Source organism: Stenotrophomonas sp. Ste96 (assembly GCF_024519495.1).
In the GTDB taxonomy this organism is placed as follows: Bacteria; Pseudomonadota; Gammaproteobacteria; order Xanthomonadales; family Xanthomonadaceae; genus Stenotrophomonas; species Stenotrophomonas bentonitica_A.
Genome location: NZ_JALJRX010000001.1, coordinates 872,181 through 895,964 on the forward strand (window position 1 = coordinate 872,181; position 23,784 = coordinate 895,964).

At 69.0% G+C, this 23,784-nt stretch carries 19 protein-coding genes and 1 pseudogene; 14 read left to right on the top strand and 6 right to left on the bottom strand.

The window, feature by feature from the left end; genetic code table 11:
• Nucleotide 1 precedes the first annotated feature (1 nt).
• From holA to OC373_RS04100, 4 genes are all read right to left on the bottom strand, one after another.
• Nucleotides 2-1,039 (bottom strand): DNA polymerase III subunit delta, encoded by a 1,038-nt coding sequence (holA, locus tag OC373_RS04085; protein ID WP_070425626.1) that lies wholly within the window; start codon nucleotides 1,037-1,039, stop codon nucleotides 2-4.
• 31 nt (nucleotides 1,040-1,070) lie between these two features.
• The gene (lptE, locus tag OC373_RS04090; protein ID WP_070425627.1) at nucleotides 1,071-1,661 is read right to left on the bottom strand and encodes an LPS assembly lipoprotein LptE; all 591 of its coding nucleotides are present in this window, start codon (nucleotides 1,659-1,661) and stop codon (nucleotides 1,071-1,073) included.
• A 162-nt stretch (nucleotides 1,662-1,823) separates the two neighbouring features.
• Complete coding sequence (gene leuS, locus OC373_RS04095) at nucleotides 1,824-4,472, bottom strand: leucine--tRNA ligase (protein WP_019183388.1); 2,649 nt, start codon at nucleotides 4,470-4,472, stop codon at nucleotides 1,824-1,826.
• A gap of 186 nt (nucleotides 4,473-4,658) precedes the next feature.
• A complete protein-coding gene (locus OC373_RS04100; RefSeq protein WP_046273321.1) occupies nucleotides 4,659-5,270 on the bottom strand; it encodes a DUF998 domain-containing protein in 612 nt (203 codons plus the stop codon).
• Between the two features lie 128 nt (nucleotides 5,271-5,398).
• On the opposite strand from OC373_RS04100, the gene trxA reads away from it, so the two are divergent.
• The 5 genes and pseudogenes from trxA (at nucleotide 5,399) to OC373_RS04125 (ending at nucleotide 11,078) form a co-directional block, all read left to right on the top strand.
• A complete protein-coding gene (gene trxA, locus OC373_RS04105) occupies nucleotides 5,399-6,262 on the top strand; it encodes a thioredoxin (RefSeq protein WP_070425628.1) in 864 nt (287 codons plus the stop codon).
• Nucleotides 6,263-6,477: 215 nt separating this feature from the next.
• The gene (locus OC373_RS04110) at nucleotides 6,478-8,136 is read left to right on the top strand and encodes a FecR domain-containing protein (RefSeq protein WP_315985448.1); all 1,659 of its coding nucleotides are present in this window, start codon (nucleotides 6,478-6,480) and stop codon (nucleotides 8,134-8,136) included.
• Nucleotides 8,133-9,764 carry a CHASE2 domain-containing protein gene (locus OC373_RS04115; RefSeq protein WP_070425630.1) on the top strand — a complete coding sequence of 544 codons (1,632 nt, stop codon included), beginning with the start codon at nucleotides 8,133-8,135 and terminating at the stop codon, nucleotides 9,762-9,764. The genes OC373_RS04110 and OC373_RS04115 overlap by 4 nt, the downstream gene beginning before the upstream one ends.
• Before the next feature lie 70 nt (nucleotides 9,765-9,834).
• Nucleotides 9,835-10,299, top strand: a pseudogene (locus OC373_RS04120) (DUF4442 domain-containing protein).
• A 50-nt stretch (nucleotides 10,300-10,349) separates the two neighbouring features.
• The gene (locus OC373_RS04125; RefSeq protein WP_070425631.1) at nucleotides 10,350-11,078 is read left to right on the top strand and encodes a hypothetical protein; all 729 of its coding nucleotides are present in this window, start codon (nucleotides 10,350-10,352) and stop codon (nucleotides 11,076-11,078) included.
• 23 nt (nucleotides 11,079-11,101) lie between these two features.
• Here OC373_RS04125 and OC373_RS04130 read toward each other — a convergent pair whose 3' ends face one another.
• On the bottom strand, nucleotides 11,102-12,397 hold the full coding sequence (locus OC373_RS04130) for a hypothetical protein (RefSeq protein WP_261997120.1): 1,296 nt from the start codon (nucleotides 12,395-12,397) through the stop codon (nucleotides 11,102-11,104).
• A 74-nt stretch (nucleotides 12,398-12,471) separates the two neighbouring features.
• Between OC373_RS04130 and OC373_RS04135 the strand changes: the two genes are divergently transcribed.
• The 8 genes from OC373_RS04135 (at nucleotide 12,472) to rnfB (ending at nucleotide 20,585) form a co-directional block, all read left to right on the top strand.
• Nucleotides 12,472-13,149, top strand: coding sequence for a DUF502 domain-containing protein (locus OC373_RS04135; protein WP_070425632.1), 678 nt, complete (start codon nucleotides 12,472-12,474; stop codon nucleotides 13,147-13,149).
• Between the two features lie 131 nt (nucleotides 13,150-13,280).
• Nucleotides 13,281-15,197, top strand: coding sequence for a DUF885 family protein (locus tag OC373_RS04140; protein WP_261997121.1), 1,917 nt, complete (start codon nucleotides 13,281-13,283; stop codon nucleotides 15,195-15,197).
• Between the two features lie 18 nt (nucleotides 15,198-15,215).
• Nucleotides 15,216-16,295: a serine hydrolase domain-containing protein gene (locus OC373_RS04145; RefSeq protein ID WP_070425634.1), complete on the top strand. Its 1,080-nt coding sequence runs from the start codon at nucleotides 15,216-15,218 to the stop codon at nucleotides 16,293-16,295.
• A complete protein-coding gene (locus tag OC373_RS04150; protein ID WP_070425635.1) occupies nucleotides 16,292-16,711 on the top strand; it encodes a VOC family protein in 420 nt (139 codons plus the stop codon). Before OC373_RS04145 ends, OC373_RS04150 begins: the two co-directional genes overlap by 4 nt.
• A 101-nt stretch (nucleotides 16,712-16,812) precedes the next feature.
• Nucleotides 16,813-17,256, top strand: coding sequence for a DUF2147 domain-containing protein (locus OC373_RS04155; RefSeq protein WP_070425636.1), 444 nt, complete (start codon nucleotides 16,813-16,815; stop codon nucleotides 17,254-17,256).
• 97 nt (nucleotides 17,257-17,353) lie between these two features.
• Nucleotides 17,354-19,432: a methionine--tRNA ligase gene (gene metG, locus OC373_RS04160; protein ID WP_070425637.1), complete on the top strand. Its 2,079-nt coding sequence runs from the start codon at nucleotides 17,354-17,356 to the stop codon at nucleotides 19,430-19,432.
• A 60-nt stretch (nucleotides 19,433-19,492) separates the two neighbouring features.
• Nucleotides 19,493-20,134, top strand: coding sequence for an HAD-IB family phosphatase (locus OC373_RS04165; RefSeq protein ID WP_070425638.1), 642 nt, complete (start codon nucleotides 19,493-19,495; stop codon nucleotides 20,132-20,134).
• Nucleotides 20,135-20,162: 28 nt separating this feature from the next.
• Nucleotides 20,163-20,585: an Rnf electron transport complex subunit RnfB gene (gene rnfB / locus OC373_RS04170; RefSeq protein WP_019183403.1), complete on the top strand. Its 423-nt coding sequence runs from the start codon at nucleotides 20,163-20,165 to the stop codon at nucleotides 20,583-20,585.
• Between the two features lie 89 nt (nucleotides 20,586-20,674).
• Here rnfB and OC373_RS04175 read toward each other — a convergent pair whose 3' ends face one another.
• The gene (locus tag OC373_RS04175; protein ID WP_019183404.1) at nucleotides 20,675-21,022 is read right to left on the bottom strand and encodes a RidA family protein; all 348 of its coding nucleotides are present in this window, start codon (nucleotides 21,020-21,022) and stop codon (nucleotides 20,675-20,677) included.
• A 195-nt stretch (nucleotides 21,023-21,217) separates the two neighbouring features.
• Between OC373_RS04175 and mprF the strand changes: the two genes are divergently transcribed.
• Nucleotides 21,218-23,782: a bifunctional lysylphosphatidylglycerol flippase/synthetase MprF gene (mprF, locus tag OC373_RS04180; RefSeq protein WP_070425640.1), complete on the top strand. Its 2,565-nt coding sequence runs from the start codon at nucleotides 21,218-21,220 to the stop codon at nucleotides 23,780-23,782.
• Nucleotides 23,783-23,784 lie beyond the last annotated feature (2 nt).

The window sequence follows — 23,784 nt, forward strand, 5'->3', positions numbered from 1 at the left end:
CTCAGGCCCGGGCGAGCAGGCGCACGGCACGGGCTTCGGACACGGCGATCAACAGCCGCTCCAGCGCCAGCCAGGCATCGCCATCGGCGCGCCCCTTGGCGATGCGGTCCACCAGCCCGGCCTCGGCCACGAAGCGCTCCCAGCGCTTGACCTCGGGATGGCGCTGCAGGGCGCGCTTGAACGGCGCCTGCCGCGATTCCCAGATGCCGCGGCTCTTCATTTCCGCGGCCAGGTTGCCACCGCGCGCCTGCACCCGCGCCAGACCGGCGGTGGAAAGCAGCTCGCGGATCACGATCGGGGTCAGGGCCGCCACGGCTTCGCCTTCGGCACGCAGCCCGGCGATCATGCGCAGCACCGCGGCAGGCTGGCCGGAGAAGGTCGCTTCCACCAGCCGGAACACGTCGTAGCGGGCGGCATCGGCCACCAGCGACTCCATCGTGTCCACGTCCAGCGTCTGGCCGTCGGCCAGCAAGGCCAGCTTGTCGATTTCCTGGGCGGCGGCCAGCAGATTGCCCTCCACCCGCTCGGCCAGGCGCTGCACGGCCTGCGGATCCGCGCGCAGGCCCTTGCCACGCAGGCGGCGCTCGATCCACTCAGTGAGTTCGTGCGGCTTGATCGCCCACGCCACCGAGATCACCCCGGCACGGCCCACCGCATCGGCCCACTTGGTCTGGTGGGCCTTGCTCCATTCGTTGCAGGTGATCAGCAGGATCACGTCCGGCGCCGGGTTGGCACAGAACTGGCTGATCACTTCAGCGCCTTCCTTGCCCGGCTTGCCGCTGGGCAGCCGCAGTTCCATCAGGCGCCGGGCACTGAACAGGCTGGGGGCGTTGAAGCTGGCGTCGAGCTGGTTCCAGTCGAAGTCACGGCCATCGGCATCGAACACTTCGCGTTCGTTGACGCCGTCGGCGCGTGCCCGTGCACGCACGGCGTCGGCCGCTTCCAGCACGCGCAGTGTTTCCGGCCCGGCGATCAGATACACCGGAGCCAGCGGCTGGCTGGCCGGTTGGCTGGCAAGCTGTTCGGGACGAAGTTCCATCCGGGCAGGCCGATCCGCGGGCGGAGCGGGCTCAGCGCCCCTGCGGCACGTCGGCCGGCACCGCCGGCGTGGCCGGGGTGGTGGCCGGCGTCGTGCCGGGCTTGGCCGGGGCACGGCCGTGCTCCAGCTCGGCACGGACCACGCTGTCGATGCGGCGCATGATCGAGGCTGACATTTCACGACGCAGTTCGTCGGCGAGGATCTCGCGCTCGGTGGTGGTACCGGTGGCGTCGGTCGGCGGCGACACGTAATCGCGCGAGAGCTCGATCACCTGCTGCGGCACCAGTTCGCTGCCGTCTTCGCGGCGGAAGATGAAGATCACCGCGTAGCGCAGGCTGTATTCCTGGGCACGGCCCTGGGCATCGATCGCGATCGGCAGATCGCCCCAACGCTCGGACAGCACCTGGAGCTGCGCGGCCGGTTCGGTGCTGTCGCTGTCGGCAATCTGCGCGCCCGAGGCCTGCAGGCCACGACGCAGCAGCTTGACCAGTTCGCTGTAGGGCGCGGTGGACACCACCTGCACCGCCGCCGTATCGGCTGGCAGCATCAGCTTGTTGCGCAGATGGAAGCCGCAGCCGGCGAGGGTTGCGGTCAGGACAAGGGCAAGCAGGAATCGGGTCATGGACACAGTCTGTAGGAGCCGGGCGGTCGCGGCAACAAGCAGTGATCGTGCCGGATGCCGCGTGAACAGGACTTGATACCGGGCGGCCTGCATGGCGCGTCCGGACCCTGCCCCTGGAGATCCGTGCCACCGGGCGCGCAGGCACCCGGTGGCACGACAGCATCAGCCCTGCGCAGCGGCCACGATGTTCACGATCTTGCCCGGCACGATGATGATCTTGCGCACGGTCAGACCTTCCAGGAACTTGGCCGCGTTCGGCTCGGCCAGGCCCAGCGCTTCGATCTGATCACGCGGGGCATCGGCAGCGACCTCGATGGTGCCGCGCAGCTTGCCGTTGACCTGCACGGCCAGCGTCACCGCATCGCGCACCAGCGCGGCCGGATCGGCCTGCGGGAATGCCTGGTCTTCCAGCAGTTCCTCAGCGTGGCCCAGCACCTGCCACAGCGCATGGCTGGCATGCGGGGTGATCGGGTTGAGCAGCAGCACGGTGGCGCGCAGCGCTTCCTGGCGGACCGCACGGCCCTGCTCGCTGACGTCATCGAACTTGGCCAGCGCGTTCATCAGTTCCATCACCGCGGCGATGGCGGTGTTGAAGCTGTGGCGGCGGCCGTAGTCGTCGCCGACCTTGCCGATGGTTTCGTGGGTCTTGCGGCGCAGCGCCTTCTGCTCGGCGTTGAGCGCGGCCACGTCCAGCGCCGGGGCGGCACCGTCGGCGGCGTGCTTCTGCACCTGCGCCCACAAACGGCGCAGGAAGCGGGCCATGCCGTCCACGCCGGCTTCGTTCCACTCCAGCGACTGTTCCGGCGGCGCGGCGAACATCGAGAACAGGCGCACGGTGTCGGCACCGTACTTGCCCACCATCACCTGCGGGTCCACGCCGTTGTTCTTGGACTTGGACATCTTCTCGGTGCCACCGATCACCACCGGCTGGCCGTCGGCGATCAGGGTCGCGCCGACGATGCGGCCGCGCTCGTCGCGCTGCACATCCACGTCGGCCGGGTTGATCCAGTCCTTGGAGCCGTCCGGGTTCTGGCGGTAGTAGGTCTCGGCGATCACCATGCCCTGGCACAGCAGGTTCTGCGCCGGTTCGTTGCTGTCCACCATGCGCGCATCACGCAGCAGTTTGTGGAAGAAGCGGAAGTACATCAGGTGCAGGATCGCGTGCTCGATGCCGCCGATGTACTGGTCCACCGGCAGCCAGTAGTTGCCGCGCTTGTCCACTGCGTCGCGGGCACCCGGGGAGGTGTAGCGCGCGTAGTACCAGCTCGACTCCATGAAGGTATCGAAGGTGTCGGTCTCGCGCTCGGCCGCGCCGCCGCAGTCCGGGCAGGTGGTCTTGCGCCATTCCGGATCGGCCTTGATCGGCGAACCGGTGCCGACGAAATTGACGTTCTCCGGCAGGACCACGGGCAGCTGCTCTTCCGGCACCGGCAAGGCGCCGCACTTCGGGCAGTAGATCACCGGGATAGGGCAGCCCCAGTAGCGCTGGCGGCTGACGCCCCAGTCGCGCAGGCGGTAGTTCACGCGGCGCTGGCCCTGGGCCTTGCGCTCGAAGCGCTCGGCCAGTGCTTCGAAGGCGCCCTGGAAATCCAGCCCGTCGAACTCTTCGGAGTTGACCAGTTCGGTGTCGCGGGTCTTGTCGCCATACCAGTCCTGCCAGCGCGTGGCGTCGTAAGCGCTTTCTTCCTTGCGCAGCGACTTCAACGCGATGACCTGGCGGATCGGCAGGCCGTACTTGTTGGCGAATTCGTTATCGCGCTGGTCATGGCCCGGAACGGCCATCACCGCGCCGGTGCCGTAGCCCATCAGCACGAAGTTGGCGACCCACACCGGCACCTGGGCGCCGGTGACCGGATGGATGGCGCGCAGGCCGGTATCCATGCCGCGCTTTTCCTGGGTTTCCAGTTCGGCTTCGGAGACGCCGCCCTGCTTCATCTCGGCCAGCAGCGCCGCGAGCGCCGGGTTGGACTTGGCCGCGTGCTGGGCCAGCGGATGCTCACCGGCGATGGACACGAAGGTCACGCCCATCACGGTGTCCGGACGGGTGGTGAACACGCGCAGCGGGTCCAGCGTGCTGCCATCGGCATCGCGCACGTCGAACTGGATCTCCAGCCCTTCCGAGCGGCCGATCCAGTTGCGCTGCATGGTCTTGACCGAGTCGGGCCAGCCCGGCAGTTCATCCAGGCCGTCCAGCAGTTCCTGGGCGTAATCGGTGATGCGCAGGAACCACTGCGGGATCTCGCGCTTTTCCACCAACGCGCCGGAACGCCAGCCGCGGCCGTCGATGACCTGCTCGTTGGCCAGCACGGTCTGATCGATCGGGTCCCAGTTCACCACCGCGTTGCGGCGGTAGGCCAGGCCCTTGCGCATCAGGCGGGTGAACATGCGCTGCTCGTGCACGTAGTACTCGGGCGTGCAGGTGGCGAACTCGCGCGACCAGTCGATCGCATAGCCCATGGCCTTGAACTGGCCACGCATGTGCTCGATGTTGGCGTAGGTCCACTTGGCCGGCGCGGTCTTGTTCTTGATCGCCGCATTCTCGGCCGGCAGACCGAACGCATCCCAGCCCATCGGCTGCAGCACGTTGTGGCCGGTCATCCGCTTGTAGCGGCTGATCACGTCACCGATCGTGTAATTGCGCACGTGGCCCATGTGCAGCGCACCGGACGGATACGGCAGCATCGAGAGGCAGTAGAACTTCGGCTTGTCCGAGGTCTCGGTGACCTCGAAGGCACGGGTGGCATCCCAGTACTGCTGGGCGGCGGATTCAACCTGCTGCGGATCGTAAACGTTGGGTTCGACGCTGGTCATAAAAACGCTAGTGCGGCGGCAAAGCGGCACAGGGTACCGCAGTGCGGCATAGGGCTCCAATCGAGGTGGCCCACCGCAGCGCCCAAACCCGTCATCTCATTGAATTGACTGGGGATTGGCCGAATACGTCATCGCCCTGCCCTGGCCCCGGCGCGGTGCCGGGGCGCAGCGGCAGGTGAACCGCGCTCAGGCACGGCGCGCGCCCGGGGCCAGCGGCAGTACCGCCACCAGCCAGACCAGCCACGCACCGAAGGCCACGCGCTGGGCCAGCGGTGCCGGCAGCAGGGCCTGCAGGGCGAACGCCGCCAGCAGCACGCCCAGCCCGCAGGCCAGGTGCAGCGCGCCCACGGCGCGCCACGCCGGCAGCCGCAGCGCGCCGATCCCGGACATCACCGCCCCGGGCACGAAGGCCAGCACCCAGACCATCCACGCGCTGGCGTGGTATTGGCTGGCCGGGTTGTCCAGGTCGCTGGTATCCAGCGGCAGCACGCCCATCGCGGTGAAGCCGACCCCGGCCAGCATCAGCAGCTGGGCGCCAACGCGCATCGACCACGGCGCCGTGCGCGGCACCCGCAGCAGCAGGCGCAGCGCCACCAGGCTGGCCAGCAGGCCGGGCAACGCGAACCCGACGATATTGAAGGCCAGCGCATGCGGCACGCCCATCGCGCCCAGCAGCGCCACCGGGTGGCCGATCGGATCGAACAGCGGCAGCGCCGCGCCGAAGCCCAGCACCGCGCCCACGAACAACACGGCGGCGGCAATGCCGAGCGCCCCTTCCCAACGTTGGATTCCCTGCATGTTGCTCACCCGGCTGCGTTACAAGGCCCGTATTGTCGCCGCTTCCACGCCGATCCCCGGCCGGGGTTGCGTCCGGCCGCGGCCGGCACCATACACTTGATCTCCAGTTTCCCGGTTGATTTGAAACCATGAGCGATCTGCCCCAAGTCTTTGACGCCACCACCGAGACCTTCGAGACCGAGGTCCTGCAGAAGTCCCTGCAGACCCCCGTGCTGGTCGATTTCTGGGCCACCTGGTGCGGCCCCTGCAAGACCCTGGGCCCGATGCTGGAAAAGCTGGCGGGCGAATACCACGGTGCCTTCGAGCTGGCCAAGGTCGATGTCGACAAGGAACAGCAGATCGCGGCCGCGTTCCAGATCCGTTCGGTGCCCACCGTGTTCCTGGTCAAGGGCGGGCAGATCGTGGACGGCTTCCCCGGTGCGGTGCCGGAGGGTCAACTGCGCGAGTTCCTGACCCAGCATGGCGTGGTCCCGCTGGAGGCGGCCCCGGACGAGGAAGAAGCCGTCGAGGCGCCCCCGCTGGATCCGCAGGCCCAGGTCGACGTGCTGCGCGCGGCGATCGCCGCCGAGCCGGACAAGGAAGAACTCAAGCTCGACCTCGCCCTGGCCCTGCTGCAGACCGGCGCCACCGCCGAGGCCACCGCGCTGATCGATGCGCTGCCGGCCAATCTGTCCACCGATGACCGCGCCGTGCGCGCCCGTGCCCGCCTGGAGTTCGCCAGTGCGCTGCAGGAGGCTCCGGCCGCGGAGGTGCTCGACGCGCGCATTGCGGCCAACGGCGACGACCTGCAGGCCCGCCACCTGCGCGGCGTGCAGCTGCTGCTGTCCGGCCAGGACGCCGCTGCGCTGGAGCAGTTCCTGGACATGCTGCGCCGGGATCGCACCTATGACGACGGGCGTCCGCGCAAACTGCTGATCGATGCCTTCAAGGTGATCGAGGATGAAGATCTGGTCGGCCAGTACCGCCGCCGCATGGCGTCGCTGCTGTTCTGATCGCCGGCGGCCAGCGCCTCTCGGGGCGCTGGCCAGTCGAACCTGCCTATCCCAACTGGCAGCTTTGATGTGTGACGTGAATCACGTTCAGAAACCCTGCACGGCTCCCGGGCAATAATGCCGCCGCGGCCCACTGGAGGCTGCGATCCATCGGGGAGGATGAGGTCTGGGCCATGGCGGCCTACCTGGCTGCGCCCCGCCTTGCAGGGCCGTGAATGACCGTGAGATTGACCCGATTGCCTCGTTTCGCTTTGGCTGCCCGCCTTGTGGTGCTGGTGGCGTTGCTGATATCCGCCGCGCCGCTGCTGGCACAGGACTGGACCTACCGGGTGCGTCCCGGCGACACGATCTGGGACCTGAGTGCCCGCTACCTCAAGCCGTCCATCGCCTGGGAACAGCTGCAGTCGCATAACGGCATCGCCGATCCCTACCGCCTGCCCCCCGGCAGCCAGCTGCGCTTCCCGGTGGCCTGGCTGCAGGTGCAGCCCGCGCCGGCACGCGCGCTCGCCGTGCGCGGCCCGGTGCAGAGCCAGGCCGACGGCCAGCCCCGTCGCGATGTGATCGAAGGCGATCTGCTGCGGATCGGCCAGGAGCTGGTCACCGGCGAGGACGCCAGCGTCACCGTGGTGTTCGCCGATGATTCGCGTCTTCAGCTGCGCGAGCGCTCGCGCCTGCGCTTCGACCAGCTCTCGCGCTACGGGCACACCGGCATGGTCGATACCCGCCTGCGGCTGGAACAGGGCCGCGCCAGCAACCGGGTGACCCCTGCCAAGGGACCGGCCTCGCGCTACATCATCGATGCACCGACCGCGACCAGCAGCGTGCGCGGCACCGTGTTCCGGGTCAGCGCCGGCCAGGACGGCCGCGGCGCGGCGACCGAAGTGCTGGAAGGCCGGGTGCAGGTCGGCAACCGCCGTGGCCAGCGCCTGGTCAGCCGCGGCCAGGCCACCCGCAGCCCCTCGCTGGACACGCGCCCGGCCGGCCTGGAGGCGTTGCTGCCCGCACCCATGATGGCGACCCAGCCGCAGCGGCTCGCCACCCTGCCGGCTGCCGTGGCCTGGCAGCCGGTCAGCGATGCTGCCGGATACCGGGTCGAGGTGGTCCGCGCCGATCAACCCGACGTGCTGCTGTTCGGGCGCGATACCGCTGCCACAACGCTCACCCTGCCCGACCTGCCGCCAGGCGAGCTGCGCCTGCTGGTACGGGCGGTCAGCGCAGCGCAGGTCGAAGGCCTGGACGCCAGGCAGGACTTCCTGGTGCGCGATCAGCCGGTCCCGCCGCTGACCGTGCGCCCACTGCATGGGCAGACCCTCAACAGCGCGCGCCCGCGCTTCGAGTGGACCCGGGTGGCCGAGGCCGAGCGCACGGTGCTGCAGATCGCCCGCGATCCGCAGTTCCTCACTCTTCTGCTTGAACAGGACACCCGCGCCACCCACCTGCGTCCCATCCTGGATCTGGCCCCGGGGGACTATGTCTGGCGCGTGGCGTCGGTGGATCGCAACGGCGACCGCGGCCGCTTCGGCCAGCCGCTGCCGCTGACCATCACCGACGAGCCGGTCGACCCGGCGCTGCAACCACCGGAAGCCGCCCAGGGCCAGCTGACCCTGCGCTGGCAGGCGGGCGAACCGGGCCAGCGCTATCGCGTGCAGCTGGACCGCCGCGGCGATTTCAGTGCGCCGCTGCTGGATCGCGAACTGGACCAGCCGGAGGTGTCGATCAAGCGCCCCTGGCGCGGCACCCTGCATGTGCGCGTGCAGTACATCGACGACGACGGTTACGCGGGGCCGTTCTCGCCGGCACAGCAGATCGCCCTGCCGTGCCGCACCTGCTACGCCACCGGGGGCAGTGCGCTGCTGTTGTGGCTGCTGCTGTGACGCCGCTGCATCTGCCCTGGCCCCACCGCCTCCTGCTGGCCGCGCTGGTCGGTGCGCTGGCGGTCGCGGCCAGTCACTGGCAATGGTTCTGGAAGCAGGACGAGGCGGTCTACGACGCCTACGTCGGCGGGTGGGAGTACACCCCCGACGCCCGCCTGCTGATCGTGGCGATCGACGACAACAGCCTGCAGCAGCTGGGCCAGTGGCCGTGGCCGCGCGGCACCCACGCGCGCCTGCTGGACCGGCTCACCGACGCCCGCGCCGAGCGCGTGGTGCTGGACCTGATGCTGTCCGAGCCGGATCGGCAGGACAGCTCCCAGGATGCCGAACTGGCCGCGGCGATCCGCCGCAACGGGCACGTGGTGCTGCCGGTACTGGCGGCCCCGGCCAGTGGCCCGCGCATGGCCGAGGAACTGCTGCCGATCCCGCTGATCGCCGCCAACGCGGCCAGCCTGGGGCACAGCGATATCGAAGTCGACGGCGATGGCGTGGCCCGTGGCCTGTACCTCACCGCCGGGATCGGCTCACCGCACTGGCCGGCACTGGGGCTGGCGCTGGCCGACACGCGCGGCCCGCTGCCGGGCCTGCATGACCCCCAGCCCGATCTGGCCTCGCCCTATCAATGGCGGCGCGACCACTATGTGCGCGTGCGCTACGCCGGCCCGCCCGAGCGCTTCCCGCAGGTTTCCTATGCCGACGTACTCAACGGCGAGGTTGATCCGGCCTTGCTGCGCGGGCGCCGGGTGCTGGTCGGAACGACCGCCAGCGGGATCGCGCCGCGCTTGCTGACGCCCACCACCCGCGAGCGCTGGATGAGTGGCAGCGAGTACCAGGCCAACGTCGCTTCGATGCTGCTGGCCGACAAGGTCATCAACCCGCTGCCGTCGGCATGGCAGAGCGCCCTCACCGGGGTGCTGGTCGCGCTGTGCTGCCTGTTGTTGACGCTGCCGCGGGCATGGCTCACCGGCGTGCTCGCCCTCCCGCTGACGCTGCTGCTCAGCTTCGTGCTGCTGCGTGCGGGCAACCTGTGGTTCGCACCGGCTGCGGCCCTGACCGGCATGCTGGCCGTGCTGCTGGCCTGGACGCTGTGGCGGGTCAGCGCCTGGCGTCGCCAGGCCAACAGCGATGCGCTCACCGGGCTGGGCAACCGGCTGCGCTTCGAGCAGACCCTGCAGGCCGAGCACGACGCCGGTCGGCGCAGCGGGCGGCCGCTGAGCCTGGTGCTGATCGATGTGGATCACTTCAAGCGCCACAACGACGAGTTCGGCCACCAGGCCGGTGACACCGTGCTGCGACGGATCGCCCAGGAGATCCGTGCGCACGCGCGCCGCCCGCGCGACATGGCCGCGCGCTTCGGCGGCGACGAGTTCGCGTTGATCCTGCCCGACACGACGCCGGAAGGTGCGGCGCAGGTGGTGCAGGACCTGGTCGCACGGGCGCAGGGGCTGGAGATTCCGGCCGGCCGCGGTGCGACCACCCATATCACCCTGAGCGCCGGCGTGTTCACCCGGGTGCCGACGCCGAGCACCGAACCGCGTCACTTCTTCGAAGGAGCCGATGCGGCGCTGTACCAGGCCAAGGCGGCCGGGCGGAACGGCTATGCGGCCGATGACGGCGGCCCGGGCTGAGCCCCCCGTCAAGCACCATACGCAAGCGAATGGTAGACTCCGGTCACCTCCCCAGCGTGACGTGATCCGAATGAAGGCCGCTGTCTTCCGCCACGGCATCAACCTGTGGCCGCCGTTCCTGTTCACCGGCATCCACGTGACCGATGTCAGCCCGGACTACCGCCATGTGCGCGTCGAGCTGCGCATGCGCCCGTGGAACCGCAACTACGTCGGCACCCACTTCGGTGGCAGCCTGTTCGCGATGACCGATCCGTTCTGGATGCTCACCGTGATGTAGAACCTGGGGCGCGATTACTACGTCTGGGACCGCGCCGGCGAGATCGAATTCCTCAAGCCGGGCCGCGGCACGGTGGCGGCCGAGTTCCGTCTGGACGAGCCATTGCTGGACCAGTTGCGCGCAGCCACCGCCGACGGCGGGAAATACCTGCACTGGTTCAGCAATGACATCGTCGATGCCCAGGGCGAGGTCATCGCGCGCGTGCGCAAGCAGGTCTACCTGCGCCTCAAGCCCGGGGCGCGCCAGCGCGCGGGGTGAACGACAGCGCGCTGCTATGCTCGCGCGCCGGCTCTACCCCACGGACGACCATGCGCCTGCCGCTTCTGATCACCCTGCTGCTCACCGCCCTGCCCGCCGTTGGCCAGGAACTTCGGATCCCGCCGGTCGCCTACCCGGTGCTGCCGGCCAGTGCCACCTCCGCGGCCGGCTTCGTGCCCGCCGGCTGGCGTATCGAGCAGCAGTTGAGCGGCGACCTCAACGGTGACAAGCGCGATGACCTGGTACTGGTGCTGCGCCAGCAGGACCCGCGCAACATCGTCGAACACGATGGCTTAGGGATCAGCCCGCTGGACAGCAATCCTCGCCTGCTTGCCATCGCCTGGGCCACGCAGGACGGCTACGCGCTCGCCGCGCAGAACCACACGCTGATCACCCGCCATGAGGCGCCGAACCTCTCCGACGTATTCGAGGACGGCGCAGGCGTCTCGATCGTGCGCGGCACCCTGCGCACCACCCTGTTCTTCTTTTCCAATGCCGGCAGCTGGTCCACCGGCTCGGCCAGCTTCACCTTCCGCTGGCAGGATGGCGCCTTCGCGCTGATCGGCTACGACCGCAGTTCGTTGATGCGCAACTCCGGGCAGACCGAAGAGCTGAGCATCAATTACTCGACCCGCCGGGTGCGCCACGCCGAGGGCAGCACCGACGCCGACCGCGAAACGGTGCGTTGGGAAACGCTGACCTCACCGCGCCGCTGGACCCTGGAGACGGTGGGCGACGGCAGCAGCTTCGAACCGCTGGCGGACGCCGAGGGGGGCTGAACCGCCGCCGCACCGCGCGCGGTTCAATGTGCCGGCGCCTGCATCGGCACCTGCAGGGTCGGCCCGCCCTCGTCCCTCACCACGCGCCGGTCCACCTGCAGCCACAGGCCATCGTCGCTGAGCACCGGGGTGCGGGTGGGCGAACGCAGCGCCTCCGGCAACCTCTCAAGCGCCACGGATGCCTCGCCAGGCTGCTGGCGCAGCCAGCGCTGTGCTGCTACCAGGCGCAGCATCGCGGCGGCGTCCTGCGGACGGCCCGCGTACTGCTGCATGTCCGGCCCAGGAAGATTGGCCAGGCTGCAGCCCAGCGGATTGGCGATGCACGCAAAGCGATCCTGCGCCGGCCCGGGAATCGGGGCGGGCGCATCGCGCGCTGCCACCAGCTCGGCACTGGCAGCGCACGCCCACGCGTAGCGCGGCGCCATGCGCGCCTGGGTACGGGGCACATCCAGCAGCAGGCGATTGCCCTTCGGGTCTCCGCTGGCCAGGCGCAACCCCGCCCCGGCCAGCGCGAACTCACCGCGCATCGCCGTGCACAGGCTCTGCTCGCCGGACGTCATGGGCGTCAGTGCGGCCTCACAGGCCGCAGGCAGCGTCGCATCGGCGGGCAGTTCGACCAGGATGTCGGCCAGCAGCCGCGCGTTGGTCTCCACCACCGCCGCGCCGATCATGCTGGTGATCAGCGTATCGCCCTGCCCCGTCATCCGGCGCCCACTGAGGATGTCCGCACACGCACCAGCGAGTGCGGCGCCACTGTCGCCACGCACGTGGGCAAGCGCATGCGCCGATACCGGGTCGAGCATCGGGTGGAAGACCGGCAGCGGCACCATCGGGTCGGTATCGAACGGCATGAACGGGGAGACGAAGTGCCCATGGCCGGCAATCGCGGCCACGCGCTGGTGAAGCGCATCATGACCGGCATGCGCGGCGGCGAAACGCTCCGGGTCGGCGCGCACCGCCGCAAGACAGCCCATGCCCCGTCGGCCACACCGCGCCAGCGCGGGCAGCGGCGTAGCGAGGTAGCGTCCTTCCGCGCTGGAGTCCACCGGCCGCTGGCCGGGCGTGCCGGTGCGCCAACGCTCCACATCCTGCGCCAGCACCGCTTCGCGTGCGTTGGCATCCAGTCCGTCGTAGCGCAGGGTCCACAACGCGGAGAAGCCGTTGCCGCCGTTCGTGGGCACGGGCGCCTGCAGCAGCCGCATCGCCTCGCGCTGCTCAACCGGCAGCGGCCAGAACCGCGAGGCCGCCCAGACCACCGCGACCGCCACCATCAGGCTCAGGATCGAGATGCCCACCCATTTCAGTCCATTCTTCAACACAGCATTCTCCCCGTACCCGCGTCCTGCGGGGACGGGCAGCGTAAACCGGGCATCGCCACCGCTACAATGCGCGGATGTCGCCCGAAGCCCCCCAACTCGTTCCGCGTCCCTCCCTGCAGCGCCTGTTCCTGACCGGCCTGCTGACCCTGCTGCCGATCTGGCTGACCTGGGTGGTGGTCAAATTCGTGTTCGTGCTGCTCTCGGGCATTTCCAGCCCGCTGGTGGTGCCGTTGTCCGAGCAGATCGCTGCCTCCTTCCCGCATTACCTGGGCTGGATCAAGGTCGAGTGGATGCAGGACATCATCGCCTTGGCCGCCACGTTGCTGGTGATCCTCTCGGTGGGTGTGCTCAGCCGCCGCGTGATCGGCCAGCGCCTGCTGCGCTGGTTCGGCGCGGTGATCAAACGCATCCCGTTGGCCAGCATCATCTATGACAGCGCCAAGAAACTGCTGGACATGCTGCAGACCGAACCGGGCAGCACGCAGCGCGTGGTGCTGATCGATTTCCCGCACCGGGACATGAAGTCGGTCGGGCTGGTCACGCGGGTGATGAAGGAAGAAGGCAGTGGGCGCGAGCTGGCCGCGGTGTACGTGCCGACCACCCCCAATCCGACCTCGGGCTATCTGGAAATCGTGCCGGTCGAGCTGCTGACCCCGACCGACTGGACCGTGGACCAGGCGATGAGCTTCATCATCTCCGGCGGTGCGGTCGCGCCGGAAACCATGCCGTTCACCCGCGCCGGCGATCGTTGAGCGTGGCGGCAGCCTCGCGCTGCCGCAGCTGACCGCGCGCCGTACATGACAAAGCTGACCGGGGGCCGATGCTGGCCGTACGCAGGCGAATCGGGCAAGCTCCCTCGTCTGTGCGTTTACGGAAACAGCCGATGCCCCACCCCGCCCGCGCCCTGGCGCTTGCCATCGCCGTACTGATGGCCTTCAGTGCCGCCGCTCCGGCCGAAGCCGCCAAGAAAAAGGCCACCCGGCCCGCCGCGGCCCAGTCCCGGCCCGCCGCCAAGCCCAAGGCCAAGCCGCGTGCACGCCCGGCCGCCGCCCCTGCCCGCCAGCCGCTGGTACGCCAGCAGAGCAAGGCCGCGCAGCTGGACCGGATCTACGATGAGTACTGGGATGCCTCGATGCGGCTCAACCCGCTGCAGGCCACCTTCCAGGGCGACAGCCGCCACAACGATCAACTCCCCAACATCCTCTCGGCTGCGTACCGCCAGCAGTCGCATGATTTCACCGTGGAATGGCTGGGCAAGGTCGAGAAGATCGGCCCGGATGGCCTGACCGGCCAGGACCTGCTGAGCTATGAAATCTTCGTGCGCGATGCGCGCATGTCGCTGGCGGCCGAACAGTTCCCGGGCTGGATGCTGCCGGTGAGCCAGTACTACAACCTCGGCAGCATCATGGCCATTCTCGGCTCCGGCTCCGGCGCCCAGCCGTTCAACACGGTGCAGGACTACGACGGCTGGTCGCGCCGTTCGCTGGGCATCCCCGCACTGTTCGAACAGGCCATCGCCAACATGCGCCAAGGCATGGCTGCCGGCGTGGTGCAGCCGCGCGACCTGATGGAAAAAGTGCTGCCGCAGCTGGATGCGGTGATCAAGCCCACCGCCGAGGAAAGCATCTTCTGGGCGCCGGTGCGCAATCTGCCCGAGGATTTCCCCGAGGCTGACAAGGCGCGCATCACGGCCGAGTACAAGCGCATGATCGAGTTGCGCATCATGCCGTCCTACCGCGCCCTGCGCGGCTTCATCGCCACCGAGTACCTGCCCGCCGCGCGCAGCACCGATGGCCTGGCCGGCCTGCCCGGCGGCAAGGCCTGGTATGCGCAGACCATCGTGCAGAGCACGGCCTCCACGCTGACGCCCGAGCAGATCCACGCACTGGCCGAACAGCGCGTGGCCTCGCTGCAGGCACAGATCGCCACGATCATGAAAGACAACCGGATCCGCGGCTCGCAACAGAAGCTGCTGCGCACGATGCGCACCGACCGCGATTTCCAGTACGCCAACGCCGATGCACTGATCAACCGCTACAAGCAGCTGCAGAGCCAGGTCAATGCGCGCCTGCCGACCCTGCTCGGCACGCTGCCCAAGGCGCCGATGGAGATCCGCGCGGTGGAGCCCGAGCGTGCCGCCACCGCCGGCGCGGTGAGCTACCAGCAGCCGCTGCCGGACGGCATGCGCCCGGGCGTGCTGTACATCAACACCGGCGATCTGCCGAGCCGCCGCCGCTGGGCCGCACCGATGCAGTTCCTGCACGAAGGCATTCCCGGCCACCACGTGCAGCTGGGCCTGCAGCAGGAGCTGGACAAGCTGCCGCGCTTCCGTCGCCTGGGCGGCGATATCGCCTTCGTGGAAGGCTGGGGCCTGTACGCCGAGTCGCTGGGTGAGCAGTTGGGCGTCTATCAGGATCCGTACGAACGCATCGGCTATCTCCAGGCCGCATTGACCCGCGCCGCACGCATGGCCGCCGACACCGGCGTGCACGCGCAGGGCTGGAGCAAGCGCCAGGCCGTGGACTACCTGGTCAAGACCGCGGACATGAGTGCCAGCGATGCCAATGCCGAAGTCGAGCGCTTCATGGCCCTGCCCGGGCAGACCCTGGCCAACGGCCTGGGCGAGCTGAAGATGATGGAGCTGCGCGACAAGGCCAAGGCGGCACTGGGGCCGCGTTTCGATGCACGTCGCTTCCATGAGGAAGTGCTGCGCGATGGTTCGATGCCGCTGGATATCCTGGATGCCAAGATCGCCCGCTGGATCGCCAACCAGGGCGGTGCAGCAGCACCCGCCCCCTGACCGCACAAGGAACCGGACATGCGCATCGTGCGGCATCTACGTGGGTGGATCGGCGCGATGTGCATCGCCGGCAGCGGATCAGTGATGGCCGCGCCGGCACTGACACCGCCGGATCAGGGCATCGATGCCCTGATGCAGCGCTACGACGGCCAGGTGCCGGGCGCCGCGGTGCTGGTCCTGCATGATGGCAAACCGGTGTTCCGGCGCGGCTACGGGCTGGCGGTTCTGGAAGATCGCACCGCCGTGACCGCACAGACCAACTTCCGGCTGGCCTCGGTCAGCAAGCAGTTCACCGCCGCGGCGATCCTGCTGCTGGCCGAGGACGGCGCGCTTGCTCTGGATGATCCGCTGAAGCGCTGGTTGCCCTCGTTGCCGGCCGCCGCCGATGCGATCACCCTGCGCCAGCTGCTCAGCCACACCAGCGGCCTGCTCGACTACGAAGACCTGATGGCCGCCGACGCGACCGCGCAGGTGCATGACCAGGATGTGCTGCATCTGCTGGAGGCTCAGGACCGGACGTACTTCACACCCGGCACGGCCTACCGCTACAGCAACAGCGGCTACGCGCTGCTGGCGCTGGTGGTCGGCAAGGCGTCCGGCAGCGATTTCGCGACCTTCCTGCGCCAGCGGATTTTCCTGCCGCTGGGCATGCGCGACAGCGTGGCCCATCAGGACGGGGTGGACGATATCGCCCGTCGCGCCTATGGCTACAGCGAGGTCGACGGGCGCTGGCAGCGCACCGACCAGAGCCTGACGAGTGCGGTGCTCGGGGATGGCGGCATCTATTCCTCGGTGGACGATCTGGCCCGGTGGGATGCCGCGCTGTATGACCAGCGGCTGCTGAAAGCGACATCGCTGACGCAGATGTTCTCCCCTGCCACGCCCACCGCCGAACCGGACGTGCCGTTCTACGGCTTCGGTTGGCGCCTCAACGGCGGCGCACACTGGCACAGCGGCGAGAGCATCGGTTTCCGCAACGTGATCCTGCGCTACCCGGCGCAGCGCCTCACCGTGATCGTGCTCAGCAACCGCAACGCACCCGAACCCTATCCGCTGGCGCTGCAGATCGCCCGGCGCTGGCTTGACACCCTGCAATGAACGCTTCGGACACCTCCCCGCTGACCGGCATCCACCACGTGGCCCTGATCGCCTCGGATTACGCCCGCTCGAAGGATTTCTATACCCGCGTGCTCGGTTTGCGGGTGATCGCCGAGAACTACCGCGCGGCGCGCGACTCCTGGAAGCTCGACCTGGCCCTGCCCGACGGCAGCCAGCTGGAGCTGTTCTCGTTCCCGGGGGCGCCGCCGCGCCCCAGCCGCCCCGAGGCCCAGGGCCTGCGCCACCTGGCCTTCCGCGTGCACCTGCTGGAGCCCATGATCGAACGTCTGGCCGCGGCCGGGGTGGCCTGCGAGCCGATCCGGGTGGACGAGTACTCCGGGCGCCGGTTCACCTTCTTCGCCGATCCCGACGACCTGCCGCTGGAGCTGTACGAGATCCCGGCCGACGCCGGCTGAACCGTGCGCCGGGCACGTTCCGTACCGGAGCGAATGGGTATACAGTCGGCCTTGTACCGGCCGTCTGCGCCGGCGTTCACGGACATCCCTGGGAGGGGAACATGCGCAAGACCTTCAAGACCCTGTTGCTGGCGCTGCCGCTGATGATGGCTGCGATGTCGGCCAGCGCAGCCGACGGCGCCGTCGGCCGCTGGAAGACCATCGATGACAAGACCGGCAAGGTGAAGTCGATCGTGGAGATCACCCAGGCCACCAACGGCACCCTGACCGGCAAGGTCGTGGACATCCTGCACTCGGACAAGGGCCCCAACCCGGTCTGCGATGGCTGCGAGGGCGCCAACAAGAACAAGCCGGTCAAGGGCATGACCATCCTGTGGAACCTCAAGGCCGATGGCGCCAACGCCTGGTCCGGCGGCACCATCCTGGACCCGGGCAACGGCAAGACCTACAAGTCCAAGATGAAGCTGCAGACCGGTGGCGCCAAGCTGGACGTGTCCGGCTGCGTGGCCTTCATCTGCCGCGCCCAGACCTGGGTGCGCGAGTAAGCCCCGCGCAGGTTCCAGCCTTGGTAACCCGGCTTCGGCCGGGTTACTGCGTTTTGGCATGCGATAATCCCCGGTTCCCCTGGCAACAGCGCTCACCATGACCCGCACCGCTCTCGTCACCACCGCCCTGCCCTACGCCAACGGCCCGCTGCACCTGGGCCACCTGGTCGGCTACATCCAGGCTGACATCTGGGTGCGCGCGCGTCGAATGAGCGGCGGCAAGACCTGGTTCGTCTGCGCCGATGACACCCATGGCACCCCGATCATGCTCGCGGCCGAAAAGGCCGGCGTGACCCCGGAAGCCTTCATCGCCAGCATCCAGGCCAGCCATGAGCGCGATTTCGCCGCGTTCGGCGTCGCGTTCGATCATTACGACTCGACCAACTCGGCGGCCAACAAGGCGCTGACCGAAGCCTTCTACCTCAAGCTCGAGGCCGAAGGCCACATCGCGCGCCGCTCGGTGGCCCAGTTCTACGACCCGGCCAAGGGCATGTTCCTGCCGGACCGCTACATCAAGGGCATCTGCCCGAACTGTGGCACCCCGGACCAGTACGGCGACAACTGCGAAGTCTGCGGCGCCACCTACAGCCCGACCGATCTCAAAGACCCGAAATCGGTGATCTCCGGCGCGACGCCGGAAATCCGCGATTCGGAGCATTTCTTCTTCGAGGTCGGCCGCTTCGAAAGCTTCCTGCGCGAGTGGCTGGCCGGCGACGTCGCCCTGCCGGGCGTGAAGGCCAAGCTGGGTGAGTGGCTCAATGCCGACGGTGGCCTGCGCGCGTGGGACATCTCGCGCGATGCGCCGTACTTCGGCTTCCAGATCCCCGGCCACCCGGGCAAGTACTTCTATGTCTGGCTGGATGCGCCGATCGGCTATCTGTCCAGCTTCCAGACGCTGTGCGCGAAGACCGGCGAAGACTTCGAGGCGCACCTGCGCGCGGGCACCAGCACCGAGCTGCACCACTTCATCGGCAAGGACATCGTGAACTTCCACGGCCTGTTCTGGCCGGCGGTGCTGCACGGCACCGGCCACCGCGCCCCGACCCGCCTGCACGTCAACGGCTACCTGACCGTGGATGGCGCGAAGATGTCCAAGTCGCGCGGGACCTTCGTGATGGCGCGCACCTTCCTGGATGCCGGGCTGGAACCGGAAGCGCTGCGCTATTACTTCGCGGCCAAGTCCTCCGGCGGCGTGGACGATCTCGACCTGAACCTGGGCGACTTCATCGCGCGCGTCAACGCGGACCTGGTCGGCAAGTTCGTCAACCTGGCCAGCCGCTGCGCGGGCTTCATCAGCAAGCGCTTCGAGGGCCGCCTGGCCGCTGCGCTGCCCGATGCCGCCCAGTACGACCGCTTCGTCGCCGCGCTGGCGCCGATCCGCGAGGCGTACGAGCGCAACGATCCGGCCAGTGCACTGCGCCAGACCATGGCGTTGGCCGATGAAGCCAACCGCTACATCGACGATGAAAAGCCGTGGGTGATCGCCAAGCAGGACGGCGCCGATGCGCAGCTGCAGTCGGTCTGCACCCAGGGCCTGAACCTGTTCCGCGTGCTGGTTACCGCGCTCAAGCCGGTGCTGCCGGCCACCGCCGCGCAGGCCGAGGCCTTCCTGGCGGCGCCGGTGCAGACCTGGACCGACATCGCCACCCCGCTGACCGCGCACACCATCGCGGTGTACGAGCCCCTGTTCACCCGTATCGACCCGAAAAAAATCGACGCCATGACCGACGCTTCCAAGGACACCCTGCAGGCCGCCACCCCGGCCCCCGCCGCCCCGGCCAAGCCGGCCAAGCCCGCTGCCGCACCGGCACCGGCGGTGGCCACCGATGGCGAGGCCGCGCCGGCCTACATCGGCATCGACGACTTCGCCAAGCTGGATCTGCGTATCGGCAAGGTGCTGGTCTGCGAGTTCGTGGAAGGCTCGGACAAGCTGCTGCGCTTCGAACTCGACGCCGGTGACCTGGGCAAGCGCCAGATCTTCTCCGGCATCCGCGCCAGCTACGGCGAGCCGGAGCAGCTGGTCGGCCGCAGCGTGGTGTTCATCGCCAACCTGGCCCCGCGCAAGATGCGCTTCGGCCTGAGCGAAGGCATGATCCTGTCGGCCGGTTTCGACGGCGGCGCACTCGCCCTGCTGGACGCCGACAGCGCCGCGCTGCCGGGCATGCCGGTCCGCTGACCGCGACGGCAGGGCGGCCACCGGGTCGCCCTGCCACGCTTTTCTGCCTGGAGGTGTGGGTTGGAACTGGCGCTGTTCGATTTCGACCACACGGTCACCACCTGCGATACCTACGGGCGTTTCCTGCGCCGTGTGGCCACCCCCGAACAGCTCGCGCAGGCCTGGTGGAAAGTGGGCCCGTGGCTGCTGGCCTATCGCCTGAAGCTGATCTCGGCCGAACGGCTCCGCCGCCGCGTCACCCGCCTGACCTTCACCGATCGCCATCTGGAGGACATCACCGCGCAGGCCGCTGGCTACGCGCGTGACGTGCTGCCCGGCGTGATGCGGCCGGAGATGCTCGAGCAGATCCAGTGGCACCTCAAGCAGCAGCACACGGTGGTGATCGTGTCCGGCTCGCTGGACCTGTACCTGCGCCCGTGGTGCGAAGCGATGGGGCTGGAGCTGATCTGCAACCGGCTGGAGAGCCGCGACGGGCGCCTCACCGGGCGCTATGCCGAGGGCGACTGTGCTCCGCACAAGGTGGCGCAGATCCGCCGTCGCTTCGACCTTCCGCGCTATCTGCGCATCCATGCCTACGGCGACAGCAGCGAGGACCGCCCGATGCTCGCCCTCGCCCACGAACGCTGGTACCGCGGCAACCCCATGAAGCCGCGCCGGACGGCGCCGGCCAGTGCCCCACCCGCCCGCGACAGCCGGGCCTGATGCCCCACCGCGCAGCCACCGCCACGCCATGAGTCTTCCCATCGACACCCTCACCGAACGCCTTGACCGGCTGTTGCCACAGACCCAATGCGGGCAATGCGGCTACGACGGCTGCCGCCCGTACGCCGAGGCGATGGCACGCGGCGAGGCGGGCGTCGATCATTGCCCGCCAGGCGGCGATGCCGGCGCACGCGCGTTGGCGGATGTGCTGGGGGTCGTCGCGCTGCCGTTCGACCGCTCGCGCGGCGAACACAAGGCACCGCAGGTCGCGGTGGTGATCGAAGCGGACTGCATCGGCTGCACCAAGTGCATCCAGGCGTGCCCGGTCGATGCGATCGTCGGCGGTGCCAAGTACATGCACACGGTCATCGCCGATCTGTGCACCGGCTGCGAACTGTGCATCCCGCCGTGCCCGGTGGACTGCATCGCACTGGTCAGCGTAACGCGGTAGGGCCGGCCGCGGCCCTGCTCGCGACAGCGGCGACAGCGGGGCGCATGGCGATGCGTCGATCTCCATGGCGCCCCTGCTTCACGGCACGGTTACGGCAGGGCCGCCGTCACCACGATCTCCACTTTCCAGCTCGGGTCGGCCAGCTTGGCTTCCACGGTCGCACGCGCCGGGGTCATGCCTGCCACCACCCACTCATCCCACGCGGCATTCATGCCGGCGAAATCGCCGATGTCGGCCAGGAAGATCTCCGCGCGCAGGATGTGCTGCTTGTCACTGGCCACCAGTGCCAGCAGCTTGTCGATCTCTTCCAGTACCTGACGGGTCTGCCCGGTGATGTCCTGGCTGGTGTCTTCGGGGATCTGCCCGGACAGATACGCGACCTTGTTGTGGACGGTCATTTCGGACATGCGCGGACCTACGTCGAAACGTTCCAACATGGCGTTTGCTCCTCTGGATGAAACCGCATTGTCACCGATGCAGCGTGCGCCTGCCGGGGCCGGTGCGCAAAGCAGCCACAGCACGCACAGCGCCGCCGCTTGGCAAGCGTCGGCATCAGGCGCACGATTTGCCGGACCCGGCAGGCACGCCCGCCGTTGACTCTTTCATCGCCCATCCCGGAGCACGCTGTACCGATGACCGACACCGCCCCTGCTCCCACGCCGGCCCGCGCCCCTTGGCGTCGCGCCGCAACCGTCGTCATCCCGCTGGTGATCCTGGCCCTGGCCCTGCGCGGGCTGGCCAACGAATTCGACGAACACGGTTACCGCGCGATCCGCGAGGCGTTCCGTCACCTCGGCGCCGGCCAGATCGCATTGACCGTGCTGCTCGGCCTGGCCAGCTACGCCTGCCTGATCGGCTTCGATGCGATCGGCCTGCGCCGCAGCGGCAAACGCCTGCATCCGGCGCGGGTCGGCATCACCGCCTTCCTCGCCCATACGCTGGGGCAGACGCTGGGCTTTGCCGCGCTCACCGGCGGTGCGGTGCGCCTGCGTGGCTATGGTCGCGCGGGGCTGACGCTCGGCGAGATCGGCCAGGTGGTGTTGATGAGCACGCTGGGCTTCATGTTCGGCGCCTGGCTGCTGCTGGCGCTGGCCTTCGTGCTTGAGCCCGGCGCGGCCGCGCTGGCGTTGCCGATCCCGGTGCAGGCGGTGCGTGTGATCGGCGTCCTTGGCCTGCTGGCCTATGCCGGCACGGTGCTGCTGGTGGGGCGCGAGGGCCGCAGTTTCCGGATCCGCGGGCATGCGTTGTGGCTGCCGGATCGCCGCACGATGCTCGGCGTCACGGCACTGAGCGTGGTCGAACTGGTGCTGGCCAGCGCAGCCTTCTATGTGCTGCTGCCGATGGATACGCCGACCGGGCTGCCCGGTTTCGTCGGTCTGTACCTGGTCGCGGTGCTGGCCGGCCTGATCTCCAGCGTGCCGGCCGGCCTGGGCGTATTCGAGTGGAGCCTGTTGAAGCTGTTGCCACAGGTTGCCCCCGCTGCGGTGCTGGCGGCGGCATTGATCTACCGCGTGACCTATTACGTGCTGCCGCTGCTGCTGGCCACGGTGCTGGCGGTGGCGCCCGCCCTGCGTCGCCCGCTGCGCGCCGGTGCCGGTGCGACCCGGGTCGGCTGGACCGCCCTGCGCCCGTGGCTGCCGCAGATCATCGCGCTGGCGGTGTTCAGCGTCGGCGCCGCGCTGGTGATCGACGGCACCCTGCCGACCCCTCGTCGGCACCTGATCACCGCGTCGCTGCCCATCCTGGAAACCTCGCATCTGCTGGGCAGTCTGGCCGGTGTCGCGCTTTTGTTGATCGGTCAGGGCCTGCAGCGGCGCAGCCATGCCGCGTGGATGCTGGCACTCGGCATCTGCGTGCTGTCCCCGCTGCCGATCTGGCTGCGCGGCGGGCAGGTATTGATCGCACTGTCGGCGCTGCTCGTGGCTGCCGCGCTGTGGGCCTCGCGCCGCGAGTTCTACCGCCAGGGCGCGCTGCTGGATGAGGCCTGGTCGTGGCCGTGGATCCGCAACCTCGGGCTGGTGCTGGTGGCGGTGATCTGGCTGCTGTTCTTCGTCTACAGCCACGTCGAATACCAGAACGAGCTGTGGTGGCAGTTCGCGCTGCAGGGCAACGCGCCGCGTGCATTGCGGGCGCTGTTGCTGGTGGCGATCGCGCTGACCATCTTCGGCCTGGCGCGGTTGCTGCACAGTACGCGCAGCCCGCTGCCGGCCGCCGATGCCGCCACGCTGGACGCACTCGCCCCGATCCTCGCCGCCGCCGAGGACACCCAGGCCTGCCTGGTACTCACCGCGGACAAGGCCGTGCTGCGCGACGAGGCGCAACGCGGCTTCGTGATGATGCAGCGCTACGGCGGCTCGCTGATCGCGATGGGCGATCCGGTCGGCCCGCCGGAGGTGGTGCGTGCGCTGATCTGGCGCTTCCGCGAGGAAGCCGACCGGCTCGGCCTGCGCCCGGTGTTCTACCAGGTGGGCGAAGCGCATTGGCAGACCTACCTCGATCTCGGCCTGACCCTGGTCAAACTCGGCGAAGAGGCGATGGTCCCGCTGCAGGACTTCACCCTGGAAGGCCGCGATCGCGCCGATCTGCGCCAGGCCTGGAACCGCGGCAAGCGCGGCGGGTTGAGCTTCCGCGTCGCGCCCCCCGAGGAAGTACCGGCCCTGCTGCCGGCCCTGTCGGTGGTCTCCCAGCAATGGCTGGACGACAAGGCCGGTGATGAAAAGGGCTTCTCCCTGGGCAGCTTCGACCCGGCCTACCTGTCCCGCTTCCCGGTGGCGCTGGTCGAGGCCGAGGGCCGCATCGTGGCCTTCGCCAATCTATGGCAGGCGCCGGCCGGCAATGAACTGTCGGTCGACCTGATGCGGCATGTCGACGATGCGCCCAAGGGCACCATGGATTTCCTGTTCATCGAGCTGTTCCTGTGGGGCCGCGCGCAGGGTTTCCACCGCTTCTCGCTGGGCATGGCGCCGCTGTCCGGGCTCGCCCAGCATCGCCTGGCCGGGCGCTGGAACCGTTTCGCCAACGTGGTCGCGCGGCACGGTGAGCGCTTCTATGGCTTCAGCGGCCTGCGCCGCTTCAAATCGAAGTTCGCCCCGGTCTGGCGCGCCCGTTATCTGGCCGCGCCGGGCGGCGTGCACCTGCCCGCCGCCCTGCTCGATGCGACCCGGCTGATCTCCCTGGATCCACGTCGGCACGATTGAGG

What these genes read in the sequence shown, in the direction of transcription:
- OC373_RS04140 (WP_261997121.1), top strand. Translation starts at nt 13,281, where the DNA reads ATGCCCCACCCCGCCCGCGCCCTGGCGCTTGCCATCGCCGTACTGATG.
- lptE (WP_070425627.1), bottom strand. Translation starts at nt 1,661, where the DNA reads ATGACCCGATTCCTGCTTGCCCTTGTCCTGACCGCAACCCTCGCCGGC.
- holA (WP_070425626.1), bottom strand. Translation starts at nt 1,039, where the DNA reads ATGGAACTTCGTCCCGAACAGCTTGCCAGCCAACCGGCCAGCCAGCCG.
- rnfB (WP_019183403.1), top strand. Translation starts at nt 20,163, where the DNA reads ATGAGTCTTCCCATCGACACCCTCACCGAACGCCTTGACCGGCTGTTG.
- mprF (WP_070425640.1), top strand. Translation starts at nt 21,218, where the DNA reads ATGACCGACACCGCCCCTGCTCCCACGCCGGCCCGCGCCCCTTGGCGT.
- OC373_RS04110 (WP_315985448.1), top strand. Translation starts at nt 6,478, where the DNA reads ATGACCGTGAGATTGACCCGATTGCCTCGTTTCGCTTTGGCTGCCCGC.
- OC373_RS04100 (WP_046273321.1), bottom strand. Translation starts at nt 5,270, where the DNA reads ATGCAGGGAATCCAACGTTGGGAAGGGGCGCTCGGCATTGCCGCCGCC.
- metG (WP_070425637.1), top strand. Translation starts at nt 17,354, where the DNA reads ATGACCCGCACCGCTCTCGTCACCACCGCCCTGCCCTACGCCAACGGC.
- leuS (WP_019183388.1), bottom strand. Translation starts at nt 4,472, where the DNA reads ATGACCAGCGTCGAACCCAACGTTTACGATCCGCAGCAGGTTGAATCC.
- OC373_RS04135 (WP_070425632.1), top strand. Translation starts at nt 12,472, where the DNA reads ATGTCGCCCGAAGCCCCCCAACTCGTTCCGCGTCCCTCCCTGCAGCGC.
- OC373_RS04155 (WP_070425636.1), top strand. Translation starts at nt 16,813, where the DNA reads ATGCGCAAGACCTTCAAGACCCTGTTGCTGGCGCTGCCGCTGATGATG.
- OC373_RS04150 (WP_070425635.1), top strand. Translation starts at nt 16,292, where the DNA reads ATGAACGCTTCGGACACCTCCCCGCTGACCGGCATCCACCACGTGGCC.
- OC373_RS04145 (WP_070425634.1), top strand. Translation starts at nt 15,216, where the DNA reads ATGCGCATCGTGCGGCATCTACGTGGGTGGATCGGCGCGATGTGCATC.
- OC373_RS04175 (WP_019183404.1), bottom strand. Translation starts at nt 21,022, where the DNA reads ATGTTGGAACGTTTCGACGTAGGTCCGCGCATGTCCGAAATGACCGTC.
- trxA (WP_070425628.1), top strand. Translation starts at nt 5,399, where the DNA reads ATGAGCGATCTGCCCCAAGTCTTTGACGCCACCACCGAGACCTTCGAG.
- OC373_RS04125 (WP_070425631.1), top strand. Translation starts at nt 10,350, where the DNA reads ATGCGCCTGCCGCTTCTGATCACCCTGCTGCTCACCGCCCTGCCCGCC.